This window comes from Streptomyces sp. NPDC005963 (assembly GCF_040638655.1).
Lineage (GTDB): Bacteria > Actinomycetota > Actinomycetes > Streptomycetales > Streptomycetaceae > Streptomyces.
In genome coordinates this window covers 157,227-174,179 of record NZ_JBEXVD010000006.1, presented here as the reverse complement: position 1 = coordinate 174,179, position 16,953 = coordinate 157,227, and the positions used below count along the sequence as shown (strand labels likewise).

The following is a 16,953-nucleotide window of genomic DNA, read 5'->3' as shown; positions in this document are numbered from 1 at the left end:
CATGGATCGTCCACGTTTGGTGGTCGAACCTGGTGTCATGACAGCGAATGCAGAGCAGAAAACGGTGTTGGTGACGGCGGCGACGGGCAAGACGGGCCGTCGGGTGGCGGAACGTCTGCGCACCCGGGGGATCCCGGTGCGGGCGGGCTCGCGCACCCCTGGCAACACCGCGGGCGAGGTCGTCTTCGACTGGGAGTCCCCGGCGACCTGGGCCCCGGCGGTTTCAGGGGTGGACTCGGTGTACGTGGCGTTCTACCCGGATCTCGCGGCGCCGGGGGCGACCGCGGCGATGAGGGAGTTCGGGCAGGTGGCAGCGGCGGGCGGGGTACGGCGGCTGGTGCTGCTCTCGGGCCGCGGCGAGCAGGATGCGGTGGTGGCGGAGGACGCACTGCGCGAGTCGGGGCTGCCGTTGACGGTGGTGCGAGCGGCGTTCTTCGCCCAGAACTTCTCCGAGGGCGTGTTGGCGGACAGTGTGGCCCAGGGGGCGATCGCCTTTCCCGGTGCACAGACGCCCGAGCCGTTCATCGATGTGGACGACCTCGCCGACATCGTGGTCGCCACACTGACCGAGGACGGTCACGAGGGCAGGACGTACGAGGTCACCGGACCGCGACTGCTCACCTTCGGGCAGGCGGCCACGGAGTTGGGGGCCGCGCTCGGCCGCGAGGTCCAGTACCTGCCGGTGTCGCAGGCCGAGTTCTCGGCGTTGCTGCAACAGGTGGGCTTCCCGGAGCCGGACGCCATATGGCTGGCGGCGCTGTGCACCATGCTGATGGACGGCCACAACGCATCGACCACCGACACCGTGCGCGAGGTGCTGGGTCGTGAGGCGAAGGACTTCGTGGACTTCGCCCGGGACGCAGTGGTGGAGGGCGCCTGGAAGGAGTGATCCGGTCGGGTCGGGGCCGCTGATCGGAGCCTTCGGGACCGCAGCGGCTCCACTCGGCGGGGGCGCCCGTTCCAACGGGGCGTGGGGCGGGGTCGTCGGGGGACGGCGGCGCCGCGCTGGCGTCAGATGTCGGCTCCCGGAGGTGCGATCGTCGGACCGGCTTCGAGCACCCGCTCCACGGTGTCCGCCTCGTCGGCGGACTTGTCGGGACGGTGTCGCAGCACCCGGGCGAACCGCAGCGTGACCCCGGCCGGATAGCGCGTGGAGCGCTGCACCCCGTCGTAGGCGATCTCCACCACCAGCTCGGGGCGCACCCGTACCGTGAATCCGTCGTCATCGAGGGCCAGTTCGCCCAGGCGGGCGGTCTGCCAGCGCAGCATCTCGTCCGTGAGCCCCTTGAACGTCTTGCCGAGCATCACGAAGGTGCCATCGGCGGTGCGCGCACCCAGGTGGAGGTTGGAGAGCGACCCGGTGCGGCGACCGTGCCCCCATTCGGCGGCGAGGACCACCAGATCCAGGGTGTGCACGGGCTTCACCTTCAGCCAGGCGCGTCCGCGGCGGCCCGCCGAATAGGGTGCGTCAAGCGCTTTGACCAGGACGCCTTCATGGCCGCGCCGCAGGGTGGCGGCCATGAACTCCTCCGCTGCGGTGCGCTGGTTCGCGTCCGACGGATCCTCGACCACGGTCCGCCGGATGCGCATCGGCCCGGGGACCACGCGGTCGAGCACGGCATGGCGTTCGATTCCGGGAAGGTCCAGGGTGTCCTCGCCGTCCGCGGTCAGAACGTCGAAGAAGACCGGTGACACGGGCAGTGCCGCACGGGCCGCCGACACATCGGTGCGCGACCCCACCCGGGAGGCGATCTCCTGGAAGGGCACGGGCCGGCCCGAAGCGTCGACCGCGATGACCTCGCCGTCCAGGATGAAGGGATCGCTTCTCATGGCGCGGGCAGCCGCGCTCACCTCGGGCAGTCGATCGGTGATGTCGTCGAGGGAACGGGTGAAGATCCGGATCAGCGCCCCGTCGCGGTGGACCTGGATGCGGATGCCGTCGAGCTTCTCCTCGACCGCGCAGGGGGCGGCGAGCGTCGCCACGGCCTCGCCGACCGTCTTCGCCGTGTGGGCGAGCATGGGGTGTACGGGGGTGCCGACCCTCAGCCGGAACCGGGCGAGGGCCTCGGGGCCCTCGGCGAGGAGTGCCCTCGCGACCCTCGGGAGGGAGCCGTCGAGCATGACCGCCCGGCGCACGGCCGCCGGCGGCGCGTTCGCGGCACGGGCGACGGCCTCCAGCGCGATGGCGTCGAGCGCCCCCTGCCGCACTTCTCCCAGCAGCAGCCGAGTGAGGAACTGCTGCTCGTCCGCAGTGGCGGCGGACATCAACTCCTCCACCAGACGTCTGCGCTCGCCCTGGGAGCCGGGGCCCTGGAGCTCGGCGAGCGCGGTCAGCGCCCGATCGACGGAGAGAACGGTCAAGGTGGCGCTCCGCGCGGGCGGCGGCTGCTCCTTCAGGGTGCTCCACCCGATGCCGATGCGGCCCTGGGGGACGCGCCCGGCCAGATAGGAGATGACCAGGGCGACCACTTCGGGGTCGGTGTCGGAGAAGACCCCGGCCAGCAGTTCGGTCTTCCGCGAGCGTGCTGAGGTGGCGGCCACGTCCCTGGACACATCGGCGAGTCGAGCCAGCAGCATGGGGCCATGGTGCCCCGCGACGCCGGGTGCCGCATCCGCAGGACGGGACGGGACCGTGCGGCGACGGTGTCCCGTTCACACCACATGAACCGAACGAATGTACGGTCTCGTCCGGCGTCCCCGAGCCGTCGCTCCTCGGGGAGCACCGTTACAGGAGAACGTCGAGCATGGCCGGGCTTCGGCCGGGGGCGCCTCCCCCTCCCCGCGACCCCCGCCCATGCCCGATATCTCCGTACCTCCGTGCCGCCGTACCTCCGCGCCCCCTGCCACGTGCTGCCATCACGCACCACGAAGGGGCACGTCCGCGGCCCGGAACGGTCGGGAGGACACCCTTCTTAAGGGTCAGCACCCGGTCAACTGTCATGACGTATCAAGCCTGTTGCATACTGATGCACTACATCGCGGCATACGTACCCCGCCCCCACCAAGTCCCGACACGCGGCAGACCGTGCCGAGGGACCCGGGCGCGCGGGGCACGGCTCGCGGCGTACGGTGACACGTGGGTGGAGCAGCCCGACGAGTGTCCGTTCGAGGGCGGTTGAGACGTCGGGCAGAACCGGGGGTGGGCCGTGCGGAGCATGGACGGGGCAACGCGCCGATGGAGCGCACGTCCCACAGCGGATCGCCGCACACCGACGGCCGGCGCCGTGGTGCACCCCGGACGGGATGGTGCCCTATGGACGACGTGAGCATGACCGCCCCGGCCGCGCTCCTCTTCGGGGCCTTCCTGGTGAAGCTGCCGGCCCTGGTGCGCAACCGGCACGACATCCTGCTGCGCGCGGTCTGCGGGCTCCTGCTCGTCGCCAGTCTGGTGTTCCTGCTCGCGGCCGTTCCGACGGTGGCGGCGATCAACCGGATCTCGGGGGTGCCCAATCTCGCCGCGCCCCTGGTCTACGGGGTGCTGACCGCGTTCAGCGGTGCCTGTGTCGTACTGATCATCATCTGGCGCGGCGGCACCACGGAACAGACGCGGAGGGCCTCGTCGTTCTGCGTGATCGCCTATGGACTGGTGATCATCGCTCTGATCGTGCTGTTCGTCCTCGGGGACGCGCCCGTCGAACGGCGCGAGGACCTCGACACCTACTACGCCAACACGCCCTTCATCCGCGAGATGATCGTGCTGTATCTGCTGGCGCACAGCGTGGCGTCGATCGTGATGACCGTGCTCTGCTGGCGCTGGTCCCTCCAGGTCAAGGGCGTGCTCCGGGTCGGTCTGCTGCTGATCTTCGGGGGGTACATCCTCAACCTCGGCTTCGACGTGGCCAAGTTGACGGCCGTGGGTGCGCGCTGGGCCGGCCACGACTGGGACACCCTGTCCACCGATGTGGCCCGCCCCCTGGCCTCGGTGGCCGCACCGCTGGTCGGCGGCGGTTTCATCCTCCCGCTGGTGACCCAACGCGTGGGCATCGGCTGGCGGACGGCGGTGCGGTACTGCCATCTGGCCGCTTTGGAGAAGCAGTTGACGGGCGGGGCCGGGCGGGGAGCGCCAGGAGTGGCCATCGGCCCCTGGGCGTCGCTGGAACTGCGGCTCACCCAGCGCGAGGCGGCCATCCACGACGCGATCATCGGTCTGCGTCCATACTTCGACGCGGCGGTCCACGACGAGGTGCTGGGCCACGCCCTGGCCCAGGACCATCCGCCGGACCGGGCCCGCATCCTCGCGGACGCCGCGATGATCGCTGCGGCCAGCGAGGTGCAGGCGGCGCACCCCGGCCGGACGACCCTTGCCGAGGGCAAGGAGTCCGTACAACCTTCCACCCAAGCGGATGACCTCGTGCAGATGTCCCTGGCACTGCGCCGTTCGCCCCTCGTCCATGAAGCGTGCCGCCGGGCGGCCCTGTCGGAGAGCAGCAACTCATGAGTGACCCCGTCAGATCCCCGCGAGCCGCCCACATACGTCGGGCAGTGATCATCGGAGGAGGGTTCGCGGGTGTCCTGGCGGCCACCGCGTGCCAGGCGTTCGTGGATGAAGTGACCATCGTGGAGCGCGACTCCCTGCCCCGGGAACCACTCCCCCGTAAGGGCCTGCCGCAGGCCCGGCACCTCCACACTCTGTGGTCAGGCGGCGCGGATGCCGTCGAGTCGCTCGTTCCCGGAGTGACGGGCAGACTGCTGGCCGCCGGTGCACGACGGGTGCCGTTGCCCACCGGGATGGTCTCGCTGTCGCCGGGCGGGTGGTACCGGCGCTGGCCGGAATCGCACTATCTGATCGCCTGTAGCCGGGATCTGCTGGACTGGGTGATCAGGGACCAGGTGCTGCGTCAGCCGCGTGTCTCGGTGGTGGAGGAGGCCCAGTTGTTGGGGCTTACCGGAGATGCCCGACGGGTCGACGGTGTCCGAATACGTCTGAGGGACGGCTCCGAGCGACGACTGACCGCCGATCTCGTCGTCGATGCCTCGGGCCGTTCCTCGCCGGGTCCCCGGTGGTTGCAGGAACTGGGGGTGGGCCCGGTCAGGGAGTTGGCCGTGGACGCGGGCGTGGCGTACGCCAGCAGGGTCTACCGCGCGCCGGTCGGCTCCGAGGACTCGCCGGTCTTCGTCATCCAGCCCGATGCCCGGCTGCCCGGGCCCGGCCAATCCGCGGGCATCATGCCGATAGAGAACCAGCGCTGGTTGGTGAGTCTGTCCGGCACGCGTGGGGGCGAGCCCACGAGTGACGAGTCCACCTATCTGGATTTCGCCAAAGGTGTGCGTCATCCGCTCGTGGGGGAACTCCTCGCGCACGCGGAGCCGTTGAGCGCGATCACGGTGACGCGCAGCACGGTCAACCGGCGGCGGCTGTACGAGCGGTGCCGACACCTTCCCGAGGGATACGTGGTGGTCGGCGATGCCGTCGCCGCGCTCAACCCGGTCTACGGGCAGGGCATGTCGGTGGCTGCGCTCGGAGCGGTCGCACTCCGCGGCGAACTGCGCCGGGCCGGGGTCACCGCCCCGGGTCTCGCCCGTCGCGCCCAGCGTGCGATCGCCCGCCCCGCCCAGGTGGCCTGGGCCCTCGCGACCGGGCAGGACATCTTCTACCCCGGTTCCCGGGGCCGGCTGCCCAACGCCGTGGACCGGCTGGTGAGCCGGTATGTCAACCGGCTCGTCACCACCTCCACCGGCTCGTACTCCATGGCCAAGGCGCTCACGGACGTGATGACGCTCCAGTCCGGCTTCGACCGGCTGATCCGCCCTGACGTCCTGATCGGAGCGGTACGGGGGCCGTTGCGGCCCCTGCTCGCCGGACCGCCGCTGACCCGGCGGGAGCTCGGGTTCCTCAGCCTCGGCGACCAGGGCCCGGGCGCGACCTGCGAACCGGCCGTCGTACGACACGACTCCGGGCGCGCCGACCGGGACGCCTGACGAGCCTCCTCCGGTGCGCATCGGGACCGGCGCTCCCGACGTGCCGCGCATCGGTGCGCACAGCGCAGGCGGACCGCCGGACATCACTCGATCGTGTCCGGATTCCTCAGCACGTTACCGGGAGTCCACGCCCGTACCCCCTCGGCCTCGATACGGTGTGTTCGCAGGCCGAGGTCGTCGAGGCGGGGGGAGCGGAGTGGGCACCAAGAGCGCGATGCGCCAGCTTCGCGACGAACTGACCCGTGCACTCGAACAGGCCCGGCCGGTCGGTCCCGATGAGGTCTTCGCCGCCCTGTGCGCCCGGCTCAGCGAGCGGCGCGGTCGGCCCGTGGTCCTCCATCTGGTCGACTTCCCCCCGCAGACGGCCAGCGGGCTCTATCTGGACATGGCCGACCGGGACGTCATCTGTGTCCAGGCCACCACCTCACCCCTCCACCAACTGATCATCTTCGGCCATGAGGTCTGGCACATGGTGGCCGGTCACAGCAGCGCGCACCACACCGCTCTGGTCGACCCCGCGCACGGGACGCCGAACGGGGCAACCGCAGCCGCCCGGTTGGCCACCGACGGCACCGGACTGCCTGCCGTGGAGAAACTCGCCGCGCGCACCGACTTCCGTCAGGCCCAGGAGACGGAGGCGGAGACCTTCGGGCTGGAACTCGGGACCCATCTGCGGCGTTGGCTGGAGCGTCCCGAGGGCGCCGCGGCCACCAGCGCTCTCGCCCGGCGCATCCAGGCATCCCTCGGACACCGCCAAGGCTGATCCATGCGCAACAGCGACTACTACCTCCCCTCCATCGTCCTCGCGCTGGCCCTGGCCGCGAAACTGCCCGGGCTGCGCCGCGGCTGGCGTGATCCGCTCGTGCGCTCGGTGCACTTCGTGCTCTTCACCGCCACCTCCTGCTTCGTGCTCGCCGCCCCCGCCACCATCGCGCTGATCAATCGCCTCACGGGCACCCCGAACATCGCCGCCCCCCTCGTCTACTGCTTCCTGTGCGCCTTCAGCTGCACCTGTCTGGTACTGATCGCCTACTGGCGCGGCGGACCCCCCTCGCGCGTACGACGGGTGACCCGGGGCTGGATGGCCGCGTACGGAACGGTGATCGCCCTCCTCCCCGTCCTCTTCGCGCTCGGGGAGGCGCCGGTGGAGCGGCTGCGGGACTTCGACACCTACTACGCCGACACCCCGTACCTGCGGGAGATGATCGTCCTCTATCTGCTGGCGCACACGGTGGCCGCCGCCGTGACCACGCTCATGTGCCTGCTGTGGGCGCGGGCGGTGGGCCAGTGGCTGCGGGTGGGGCTCTGTCTGTTGGTCGCCGGGTTCTTCTTCAACCTGTCGTTCGGCCTGGCCAAACTGACCGCGATCGGCGCTCGATGGGCGGGCGGGAACTGGGACGCGCTCAGTACGACGGCGGCGCCGCTGCTGGCCTCGGCCGGCGGTTTGACCACGGCGATCGGGTTCCTGGTGCCGCTCCTCGCGCCGCGGTTCACGGCAGCGCTCCACGCCGGCCTCACCTATACGCGCCTCGGTGCGCTGTGGCACTGGCTCAGCCGGGCGCAGCCGGGTGCCGAACCTCCGCGGCGCCCCCGGATTCCCTGGTGGGCGGCGCCCGAACTGCGGCTGACGGTCCGCGAGACGGTGATCCACGACGAACTGCTCAGGCTCCAGCCGTACCTCGACGACCGGGTGCGGCGGCGCGCCTATGCATCGGCGGTCGTGGGCTATGCACCGAGGCGGTACGCGAGGGCCGTGGGGGTGGCGGCGATGGTGGTCACCGCGGTGGAGGCCCGGCGCGAGGGCCAGCCACCGGGTGAGGGTACGGACCCGGCGCAGTCCGGCGTCCATGCGCTGACGGCGGCGCTCAGTCCGGGACGCGAGGGGTTGGTGCGGCTGTCGCAGATACTGCGCTCGCCCTACGTCACCGATGCCGTGCGCAAGGAGGCCGCCGCCGGATCGGCGATGCCATCGCCGGCTCCCGGGGAGCGGGCTCCGTCGGCGGACGGCGGCGCGCCGAGGCGGGCGACGCTCCGGCCCGGCCCGATCCCCTCGCCGACGTACGAGTGCGCACCCGGCGTCATCGGCCGACGGCTCTGCCGGGCCCGTTGTCGTCAAGGAATCACCTGGATGTCGTACCGAGTCCGCTGCGCGGTCCAGCCGTGCGCCCTTGAGGATCCCCCCATCGATCCCGTGTGAGCTGGGCGAAGACCACACACACCAGTTCGAGTGACATAGGTCACATCATCCGATCGTCATCCTGATGGAGTTTCCCGGAGCCGAACTGCGTCGTAACCCCCGAGGAGTTGACCAAGCAGCCACAGAGGAGACCCTCGATGTTCCCCACTGTTGAACAGTCGGTCCCGGCTCATCTCATCAGTGACGCACTCGTACCCGTGACCGTGACCGTCTGTCTGAACTACGACGCCCGGGACCCACTCGCGGTCCACATGGTGTTCCCCACCGCGGTCTCCCTCGACGGAGCCTGCGTGACCTGGACCTTCGCCCGTGCTCTCCTCGATTCGGGACTGCACACGCCGTCGGGCGAGGGCGACGTCCACATCTGGCCCTACGACCGTACGCACACGATGGTGGAGCTGCGCTCCGCCGAGGGAGTCGCCCTGCTGCGCTTCGCGAGCGGCCGGCTCCGACACTTCCTGCTCCACTCGTACGCCACGGTTCCGGCGGAGTCGGAGAGTCGGGCCCTCGACATCGACAGCGGCCTTGCGGCCCTGCTCGGCGAAGCGAGGGACTGGCAGGACTGACGAGGTCGCCTCGGCCCGGATCCGCTCGATGCAGATCGAACACGGGGGCCGGTGCTCTCGTTCGTCTCCTCGATCGCCACCTTCAACACCCCGATGGACGTGACGGTCGCCGAGTTGGCCATCGAGACATTCCTGCCCGCCGACCCGGCGACCGTCGACTTCCTGCGCTCCCTCACCCTCTGAGGGTGTTCTCCCGTGCTCCGAGAGCCGCCCACTGGACGGCGGCAAAACCGGCCACGACCAGGGACTGGAGCACGATCCACACCGAACCGGCGACGGTCGGATCGAACCAGAGCAGGGGCGAGACGAGGCTGAGCACGACCCACAGCGCATTGCACTCGATCACGAGCTTCACCGGGAGCGCCGGCGGGTTGCGTCGGGCCCCGATCGCTGCGACCGCGAGGGCGTATCCGATGAGGAAGATCCCGATGACCAGGAGAGGCCCCTCGTCCACCCCGGTCAGTCGGGCGACGGTGCCGGGAACTGCCGCGTAGGCCAGGCCGTTGACCCCGGTGACGACTGCGTCGAGGAGCAGGAAGCGGCGCAGCATGGTCTGCGGCTCGGTGGTGCGGGCGATGCCGGAGAGGAACGTGGCGGACATGCTGGGCCTCCATCGAGGTCATCAGGACTCTTGGGGTCCGGGCCTCGGGCGGAGTGCGCCGCCGGGGTCCCGGTGGGTCCAGACTGCCGCCGCGGGCGACGGGGGTCGATTACCCAGGAGGTAATGCCCGCACTGACGTGTCAGCGCCGGGGGGTGCTGACAAGGCGCGCCGCTGATCCGGAGAATGGTCGAGGTCAGAGCTCGATCGAGCCTCGCTCCACGGCTGCGTCCGGTCCACAACAACCGGAGGCCGCATTCCGACGGGAGTCACCTTGGCAGCCTCACCCGAACGCGGCCAGCAGATCGCCGATTTCACCCTCCCCGGCGGCGTCCTCGTGGACGGATCCTTCGAGCGCCGCGACTTCACCCTGAGCGAGCAGCGGGGGCATCCGCTGGTGCTCGCCTTCTACCCGGGGGACGACACCAGCGTCTGCACCAAGCAGTTGTGCTCGTACTCCAGCGGACTCGACGACTTCACCGACTGCGGGGCGCAGGTCTGGGGGATCAGTCCGCAGAGCGTGGACAGTCATGAGGCGTTCGCCCGCAAGTACGGACTGCGGATGCCCCTGCTCGCCGACGCCGACGGTGCGGTGACCCGGGCCTTCGGGGTGACCCTGCCCGGGCTGGGGGTGCGGCGCTCGGTGTTCATCATCGCCGGCGACGGCACCCTGCACTGGAAGCACGTCGCCCTGATCGGTGCGACCTTCCGTTCCACACGGACGTTGACGGAGCAGTTGGCCGCGCTCCGCTGAGCGCGCCCGGGGTGGGAGACGGCGGTGCCCCCGGGCGGGTCACGACGCCAGCAGCCGCTCGTCGGCGCGGCTAGCGTTCTCCCGGCGGGGTGGCTTCGAGTCGCTGTCCGCCGTCCTGCCCCTGTGGTTCGCCCCGGTCTCCGTCGAGTTCCAGCGGGATCTGGGGGCCGGTGCACTCGCGCAGCCAGCGCTTGAGCACCCGGTGCAGCTGTTCGGCACCCACCAGTTCACCTCCGGCGTCCCCCGCCTCCGTGCCGTGCAGGGGGTCGCCGAGTTCGACCGGTGCCATGAGGAACGGTTGGGACTGCTCCCCGCCGAGCCCGCCGTGCGACCCGATCTGCTGCTCGAACGCGTGGATCGCGCCGGTTCCCGGGTCGTACACGGAGTTGACCATGATGTCCGCGACATGGGGGAAGGAGTCCGTGCGACGTACGGCCTCGGCGGCGCCCTTGCCGAAGGGCGCGAGCGGACCGTCGTCGGTCAACTCGGCGATCGGCACCTCGACGCCGGAGGGGCCGAGCACAACGGAGCCGTGCCGTTCGCTCGCGACCAGCAGGAACCCGATGCCCGGATGGTTGGCGAGCGTGCTCAGCAGGGCGGGATGACGGGCTTCGATCTGCTCCCGGGTGAGCCGGCCCGGCTGGTCGGGGAAGGAGATCAGCGCCAGGTTTCCCGAGGCGAGCACGATCGGGTCGGCGGCCATCTGATCCCGACGCTCCCACGGGGTGTCGGCAGTGGCACCCGGGCCGGGCGCTGCCGATGCGGCGAAGTCCTGCTCCTCCTCGCGCCGTCGGTGCAGACCGATCCGTAGGGCATCGGCCGCCGCGTCCCGCGCCTCGGCCCCGCAGACCGTACGCCCGGCGCGCCGGGACACCGGTAGCCCGCACCCCGCCCGCACCAGGTCCTTCAGCGTGAGTCCGTACGCCCCTTCGAAGGTCTCGCCCGGACTCTGCCCGTGGTCGGAGAGCAACACGATCCGGTAGGGGCGGGGCGCGTGGGCCGCGGCCTTGGCGAGCAGCGCGACGGCACGGTCCAGTGACTCCAGCACCAGGGCGGCGTCCCGGCTGTGCGGGCCTGAGTGGTGGGCCACCTCGTCGTAGGCGACCAGATCGGCGTAGACGGCGGTGCGTCCGGCCAGCATGTCGCCGATCACGGCGGCGACCACCACGTCCCGTTCGACCACCGTGGCGAACGCCCTGATGAGGGGGTACAGGCCACCGCGGGCCACCCGGGGGTGGTCGCCGCGCAGTCGGGCGCGTATCGACTGCTGGATCTCCCGCGCGACCTCGGCGACGAAGGACAGTGCCGTGCGGACCGCGTTGGCGGGGTCGGAGAAGTAGGCGAAGTATCCGGCGCGGGAGCGGTTCTCCCGGCCCCGGCGGGTGGAGACGGAGAGCACCAGGGCGACCTGGTCGGCCCCGCCGCTGAAGAGGTTGCCGCGGCTCGCCCCGTCCAGGGTGAGCAGACCGCCGTCCCCGGTCCGCTCGATGGCGCGGCGCTGGAGTTCCACGGCGCTGGCGGGCCGATTGCTCACCATGACGCGCCCGGTGTCCTTCTCGTACCAGCGGAACGCGGGGACGTCGTGGTTGGAGCCGTGGAGGATGCCCAACTGGCTCGCACCGGTCTGGCTGGACCAGTCCGTGCGCCACGGGGTGAGGCGGTGGGTGCCGTCCAGCCAGCCGGCGAGCGTCGGCATCAGTCCGTCCTTGACCGCTCGCAGGAGGACGTCGTGGCCGACGCCGTCGAGTTGGATGAAGACCATCCCCGGGCAGTCGCTGCCGGTGCCGTTCGCGCCCTGTCGGCGGCGGCGCCGGGTGGCCAGTCGGGAGAGCCTGCGGCCGTAGGCGTCGTCGTCCCTGACCGCGAGGGCGGTGGACGTCGCGGACGCCACGGCGGACATCACGGCCGCGACCACGACGGCGGTCTCGGGCGCTGCGTCGCCCCGGCCGTCGGGGATGAGCCGGAGGGCGATCAGCAGCAGCGAGCCGTTCAGGAAGAAGACCAGCAGACCGAGCACCAGTGCGGGTACGAGCAGCAGGGCGCGTACGACGAGGGGCCAGACGAGGGCGGTCAGCAGGCCGAAGGCGCCGGCGCCCCAGGCGGCGGTCACCGCGGTCCGGGTGGCGCTGTCCCCGTCGTCGGACTGCAACTGGAAGTCGGGCAGCAGCCCGGCGAGCGCCAACAGCGTGAGCGTGGACACCGCCCACACCACGATCACGCGCAGCAGGGCACTGCCGGCCCTGCGCCACCGCCTTTCGGCCACTCCGATCCCACCTCACCTTGGAACAGGGCTCCAGCCTGGCACAGCCGACGCGGTGGCCGATCCGCCGGTGTGGGGTCTCAGGGACGGCTCCGGGTTCGATCGGGGACGGGGGCGGGGACGGGCCAGGTCGGTCGGGATCGGGGCGGTGCGGGATCGGGGGCATCATCCCGGCGGGCCGCTACTGCGGTAGTTCTTCCGGCCTTCGTTGGGCGGCTGCGGTGAGTTGGTCGGCCAGAGTCTTGAGCGCCTGCCGTAGTTCGTCGGGTTGGTGGATGGTGAAGGGCCATTCCATGGAGGCGAGCAGGTGGGCCATGCCGTCCAGCCGTTCTGCCCGTGCGTGCATGAGAACACCGGTGGGCTGGGCGGTGAGGGTCACCGCTGAGCGGGGCAGCCGGCGCGCGATCTCATCGAGGGGGCCGTGGATCGTCACCTCGACCTGCCAGCGGTAGGGCCCCTGGGCGAGGGTCGCATTCAGGTGGGCGACGGGGTCGAAGCCGTCGGGTGCGGTGAAGCCGTCGACTCGGGAGGTGACGGAGGTGACGGAGGTGATGCGGTCGATACGGAAGGTGCGCAGGCCGTCGCGGAGGTGGTCGTGGCCGACGACGTACCAGCGGCCGGTGTGGAAGACCACGCCGTAGGGGTCGATGTCGCGTTCGGTGTGTTCCTGGCGCCAGGACTGGTGGCTGATGGCGACGGTCGTGTGGGCGCGGGATGCCTGGGCCAGGGCCAGCAGGACGCCGGTTCCGGGTGCCTGTCCGACGACGGCGTTGGCGGTGAACGACAGGGTCTGCCGCATGGCGGCGAGCGGTTCGCGCAGGGCCTGCGGGAGCACCCGTTCGATCTTGGCCAGGGCACCGGCGGTGGCCGGTGCGGTGGTGCCCATGCCGAGGCGTTCTGCCGCGAGCAGGCCAAGGACGACGGCGAGGGCCTCGTCATTGGTGAGGACCAGGGGTGGCATCCGGTAGCCGCGGGCCAGTCGGTAGCCGCCGTGGCGGCCACGTTCGGCTTCCACGGGGATGCCCAGTTCCCGCAGGTGGGACATGTACCGGCGCACCGTGCGGACATCGGTGTCCAGCCGGTCGGCCAGCTCCGTCCCGGTGAGTCGGGCGTTGGACTGGAGGAGCTCCAGCAGGGTCAGCACACGGGTCAGGGGATGCGACATGGATCACTCGGCATTTCAGGGCGGATTCTGTCCTGTATCGACTCTACGCTCCCCGCAGCACCTACTTCTGGGAGATCACATGGCCACCTTCGTACTCGTTCCCGGCGCCTGGCTCGGGGCGTGGGCCTGGGAAGACACCGTCCGCGCTCTGCGGGAGCGCGGCCACTCGGCGCTGCCGCTGACACTGACGGGCCTGGCCGAGCACGCCGACCAGGGGGGACCCGAGACGGATCTGGACACGCACATCGCGGACATCACCGGCTTCGTCGAGCGGAACGGTCTGCGTGAGGTCACGCTGGTCGCCCACAGCTACGCGGCTGCCCCGGTGACCGGGGCAGCCGGACGTCTCGGCGACCGCCTGGAGCGCGTGATCTACGTGGACAGCGCCCCGTTCGCCGCAGGCATGTGCATGCTCGACCTCATGCCGCCGCAGGCAGCGGACCAACTGTGCCAACAGGTCGACGCTTCCGGCGACGGGTGGCGGCTACCGATGCCGCCCCTTGAGGTCCTGGGCTTGTCCAGCAGCCTCGATGGGCTCGATGAGGGCCAGCGGAACGCTCTGCGCGCGGGTGCCACCCCTCAGCCGTTCGGCACTTTCACCCAGCGTCTCGCCGGCCCGACCGAGCCCGGTCCCGGGGTGGACCGTGTCCTGATCGCCTGCCGGGACTTCACGGGGCTGCTGGAAGCCGGGGTGCCGATGCTGGCCTACCTGAGCCAGCCTCCGTGGAGGCGCTTCGACCTGCCCACCGGGCACTGGCCGATGCTGTCCGCGCCCACCGAACTCGCCCGTGTCCTCGACAAGGCCGTCTCCTGACCGCGCCGACCGAGAGGCAGCGCCCGATGCCTGACCACGCGAGCATCCGCAGGCTGCGGGCCTGCGCGCAGGCCCTGGCCGGCGGAGCCTGCGAGGTCTCTGCCGAGGCGGTCGTCCGACGGGTCTTCGCCATCCAGGCCCAGGACGCCACGGCCGCCGACCTGGGCATCCGGGTACGCGGCCGGGACATCACCGCCCGGGCCATCCGCACGGCCTACGAAAATGAGCGGAGTATCGTCCGCAACTGGTACATGCGCGGCACCCTGCACACCATCCCCAGCGACGATGCCCGCTGGGTGCTGCAGTTGCTGTCCCCGCGGATCCTTGCCGCGACCAGCCGCCGCTACCAGCAGTTGGGCCTGGGCGATGATCTGCGCCAGCGCGCCGACCATCTCATCCGGCGTGCTCTTGCCGCACACGGCCCACTCACCCGGGCCGAGCTGACCGAGCGCCTCACCACCCTCGGTGTTCCACCGGACGGGCAGGCGCCGTTCTACTTGATCCGCCACGCGGCACTCACCGGCACCCTCTGCCATGGTCCGCAGCGTGCAGGTGAGGCCACATATGTGCTGCTCGACGACTGGCTGCCCGCCACCGGGTGCTTCCGATGGGAGGGCGACGATGCTCTCGCCGAGCTGGCCCGCCGGTACCTGACCGCGCACGCCCCCGCCACCTTGGAGGACTTCGCCGCCTGGTCCGGACTGCCGATCACCTGGGCCCGTAGGGCCTGGAAAATCCTGGCGGAATCCGACGTGATCACCGAGTACGGTGCATGGACCATGCTCGCCGGGCAGGTGAAACAACTCCCGGGCCCGTCTGACACCCCGGACGTTCGTATGCTGCCCGCCTACGACAACTACCTGATCGGCTACCGCACCCGCGAGCTGTCGGTCCCGGCTCTGCACCAGGCCCGCGTCTGGCCGGGAGGCGGCCTCATCAGGCCCACCGTCATCGCCGACGGCCTGGCCATCGCCACGTGGACCCGCGGCCCCGGCTCGCGCTCCATCCAACTGGATGCGTTCGAACCCGTCCCGCCTCAGATCGAGCAGGGTATCGACGTGGAAAAGGAGGCCGTCGTCAGCTTTCTGCGGCCCATCACCTAGCGGACCCGCATCCCGATCTAAAAGGGCGGCCGTATAGCCGAGAGCGTTGGATCAAGCGGCCAGACCGAGGCCGGCGGCGATCAGACCCTGCTCACGGAGTGGGGTGAAGCCGACGTCAATCGGGTCGTACGCTGCCGGCTGGATGGAGACTTCGTGGGTGCTGTACTCGCCGAACCGGTCGATGTGTTCGGTCGGGTACGGCGAGATGTGCGCCAGGTCTTCCGGTTCGATCTCCCATCCCTCCCGCGCGGTGATCGCGCCGGGGTGCGCGGGGTGTCAGCAGCCGTCGTAGCCCGCGGTCGGCATGGAGAGCCTGCGGTGGACATCCGCCTTCATCGCCGCGTCGTACACCGGCTCGGGCAGGTCCGCGGTCCGCACCTCCACCCCGCGCCGGGCGCACTCCGCCATGAAGTCCGGCACCGATGCCAGCGCCCTGGCCAGCACGCTTCGGTTGGGGGCGAGGAAGAGGTCGACGCGGTCGTGGTCCACGTCCGCCCAGAGCGCGCACAGGTCGTGGCGCACCCCGCAGAACACCAGCTGACGGGTGACGGTGTGTCCTCGTTGACGGGCCCAGTGGGTACACATCCGCTGCTGGCTACGGGTGTCCACGAGGAAGGGGTGACGGTCGAGCTCTTCGAGGGGTGTGAGGCTCGCGATCGCCGCCACGCGTAGGCCGCCCATGGTCGTCCCCTCCGATTTCGCCGTTCGCCCGCAGACCCTACTCCGGATGAGGCCCTAGGCTCGTACCAAAAGCCCGTACGAACGAGGGAGGACGGACGTGCCGGTCGACGTCACCTGGTGGGGTCATGCGACCTGTACGGTCGAGGACTCCGGGGTGCGGGTGCTGACCGATCCGCTCTTCGTCCGCAGACTGGCCCATCTGCGCAGACGACGGGGTGCGGTGCCACCGCCCGAAGCGGCGGTCGCCGACGCGGTGCTCGTCTCCCACCTGCATCGTGACCACCTCCATCTGCCGTCGCTGGCGCGGCTGGCAGCCGGCACCCGGCTGGTGGTGCCGCGCGGCGCCGTCAAAGCGGTCCCCGGGCTGGGGCGACTCGGCCTGGAGCTCACCGAGGTCTCCCCCGGTGAGGAGGTGCGCGTGGGTGGCGTGACGGTACGGGCGGTGCCCGCGCTCCACGACGGACGGCGACTGCCGGTGGGACCGCACCGCTCCCCCGCACTGGGCTATGTGATCACCGGCGAGGCGCGCACGTACTTCGCCGGGGACACCGGTCTCTTCGACTCCATGGCGGCGGAGGTCGGTCCGATCGATCTGGCGTTGCTTCCGGTCGGCGGGTGGGGGCCCTATCTGGGCCACGGTCACCTGGATGCCGGTCGAGCGGCGCAGGCGGTGGCCGCGCTCGGGCCGCGCTGTGCGGTACCGGTGCACTACGGCACCTACTGGCCGATCGGGATGGACGGGGTCCGGCCCCACGAGTTCCACGCCCCGGGCGAGGAGTTCGTCCGCAAGACGGCCCGACTCGCCCCGGATGTGGCCGTGCACCGGCTCGGTCACGGCGAGCGGTGGAGACCGGAGGTCGACGGGTGACCACCCTGTTCTCGGACGCCCTGGCGG

The 16,953-nt window shown here is 70.9% G+C and carries 15 protein-coding genes and 1 pseudogene; 11 read left to right on the top strand and 5 right to left on the bottom strand.

Annotated elements, in window-relative coordinates; translation table 11 throughout:
- Positions 1-37 precede the first annotated feature (37 nt).
- Positions 38-889: an NAD(P)H-binding protein gene (locus tag ABZ348_RS12065; RefSeq protein ID WP_358931937.1), complete on the top strand. Its 852-nt coding sequence runs from the start codon at positions 38-40 to the stop codon at positions 887-889.
- 122 nt (positions 890-1,011) lie between these two features.
- On the opposite strand, the gene ABZ348_RS12060 is transcribed toward ABZ348_RS12065, so the two are convergent.
- Entirely contained in the window at positions 1,012-2,577 is a 1,566-nt protein-coding gene (locus ABZ348_RS12060) for an ATP-dependent DNA ligase (protein WP_358931935.1), read from the bottom strand.
- Positions 2,578-3,253: 676 nt separating this feature from the next.
- Here ABZ348_RS12060 and ABZ348_RS12055 point away from each other — a divergent pair.
- The 6 genes and pseudogenes from ABZ348_RS12055 to ABZ348_RS12030 form a co-directional block, all read left to right on the top strand.
- Positions 3,254-4,438: an MAB_1171c family putative transporter gene (locus ABZ348_RS12055; protein WP_358931933.1), complete on the top strand. Its 1,185-nt coding sequence runs from the start codon at positions 3,254-3,256 to the stop codon at positions 4,436-4,438.
- The gene (locus ABZ348_RS12050) at positions 4,435-5,919 is read left to right on the top strand and encodes an FAD-dependent monooxygenase (protein WP_358931931.1); all 1,485 of its coding nucleotides are present in this window, start codon (positions 4,435-4,437) and stop codon (positions 5,917-5,919) included. Before ABZ348_RS12055 ends, ABZ348_RS12050 begins: the two co-directional genes overlap by 4 nt.
- A gap of 214 nt (positions 5,920-6,133) precedes the next feature.
- The gene (locus ABZ348_RS12045; RefSeq protein WP_358931929.1) at positions 6,134-6,682 is read left to right on the top strand and encodes a hypothetical protein; all 549 of its coding nucleotides are present in this window, start codon (positions 6,134-6,136) and stop codon (positions 6,680-6,682) included.
- A gap of 3 nt (positions 6,683-6,685) precedes the next feature.
- Entirely contained in the window at positions 6,686-8,116 is a 1,431-nt protein-coding gene (locus ABZ348_RS12040; protein WP_358931927.1) for an MAB_1171c family putative transporter, read from the top strand.
- A gap of 137 nt (positions 8,117-8,253) precedes the next feature.
- A complete protein-coding gene (locus ABZ348_RS12035; protein ID WP_358931925.1) occupies positions 8,254-8,682 on the top strand; it encodes an SsgA family sporulation/cell division regulator in 429 nt (142 codons plus the stop codon).
- 28 nt (positions 8,683-8,710) lie between these two features.
- Positions 8,711-8,865: pseudogene (locus ABZ348_RS12030) on the top strand (transcriptional regulator); the annotation flags it as partial.
- Here the strand turns inward: ABZ348_RS12030 and ABZ348_RS12025 are convergent.
- Positions 8,855-9,283: a hypothetical protein gene (locus ABZ348_RS12025; protein ID WP_358931924.1), complete on the bottom strand. Its 429-nt coding sequence runs from the start codon at positions 9,281-9,283 to the stop codon at positions 8,855-8,857. The pseudogene ABZ348_RS12030 and the gene ABZ348_RS12025 overlap by 11 nt on opposite strands.
- Positions 9,284-9,555: 272 nt before the next feature.
- Between ABZ348_RS12025 and ABZ348_RS12020 the strand changes: the two genes are divergently transcribed.
- Complete coding sequence (locus ABZ348_RS12020; protein WP_358931922.1) at positions 9,556-10,035, top strand: peroxiredoxin; 480 nt, start codon at positions 9,556-9,558, stop codon at positions 10,033-10,035.
- Positions 10,036-10,105: 70 nt separating this feature from the next.
- Here ABZ348_RS12020 and ABZ348_RS12015 read toward each other — a convergent pair whose 3' ends face one another.
- Both ABZ348_RS12015 and ABZ348_RS12010 read right to left on the bottom strand, forming a co-directional pair.
- Positions 10,106-12,298, bottom strand: coding sequence for a phage holin family protein (locus tag ABZ348_RS12015; RefSeq protein ID WP_358931920.1), 2,193 nt, complete (start codon positions 12,296-12,298; stop codon positions 10,106-10,108).
- A 178-nt stretch (positions 12,299-12,476) separates the two neighbouring features.
- Positions 12,477-13,460, bottom strand: coding sequence for a YafY family protein (locus ABZ348_RS12010; RefSeq protein ID WP_358931918.1), 984 nt, complete (start codon positions 13,458-13,460; stop codon positions 12,477-12,479).
- Between the two features lie 79 nt (positions 13,461-13,539).
- Between ABZ348_RS12010 and ABZ348_RS12005 the strand changes: the two genes are divergently transcribed.
- A complete protein-coding gene (locus ABZ348_RS12005) occupies positions 13,540-14,274 on the top strand; it encodes an alpha/beta hydrolase (RefSeq protein ID WP_358931917.1) in 735 nt (244 codons plus the stop codon).
- A 26-nt stretch (positions 14,275-14,300) separates the two neighbouring features.
- Entirely contained in the window at positions 14,301-15,377 is a 1,077-nt protein-coding gene (locus tag ABZ348_RS12000) for a winged helix DNA-binding domain-containing protein (RefSeq protein ID WP_358931915.1), read from the top strand.
- A 276-nt stretch (positions 15,378-15,653) separates the two neighbouring features.
- Here ABZ348_RS12000 and ABZ348_RS11995 read toward each other — a convergent pair whose 3' ends face one another.
- Positions 15,654-16,058: a hypothetical protein gene (locus tag ABZ348_RS11995; RefSeq protein ID WP_358931913.1), complete on the bottom strand. Its 405-nt coding sequence runs from the start codon at positions 16,056-16,058 to the stop codon at positions 15,654-15,656.
- A gap of 97 nt (positions 16,059-16,155) precedes the next feature.
- Between ABZ348_RS11995 and ABZ348_RS11990 the strand changes: the two genes are divergently transcribed.
- The gene (locus ABZ348_RS11990) at positions 16,156-16,926 is read left to right on the top strand and encodes an MBL fold metallo-hydrolase (protein ID WP_358931911.1); all 771 of its coding nucleotides are present in this window, start codon (positions 16,156-16,158) and stop codon (positions 16,924-16,926) included.
- Positions 16,927-16,953 lie beyond the last annotated feature (27 nt).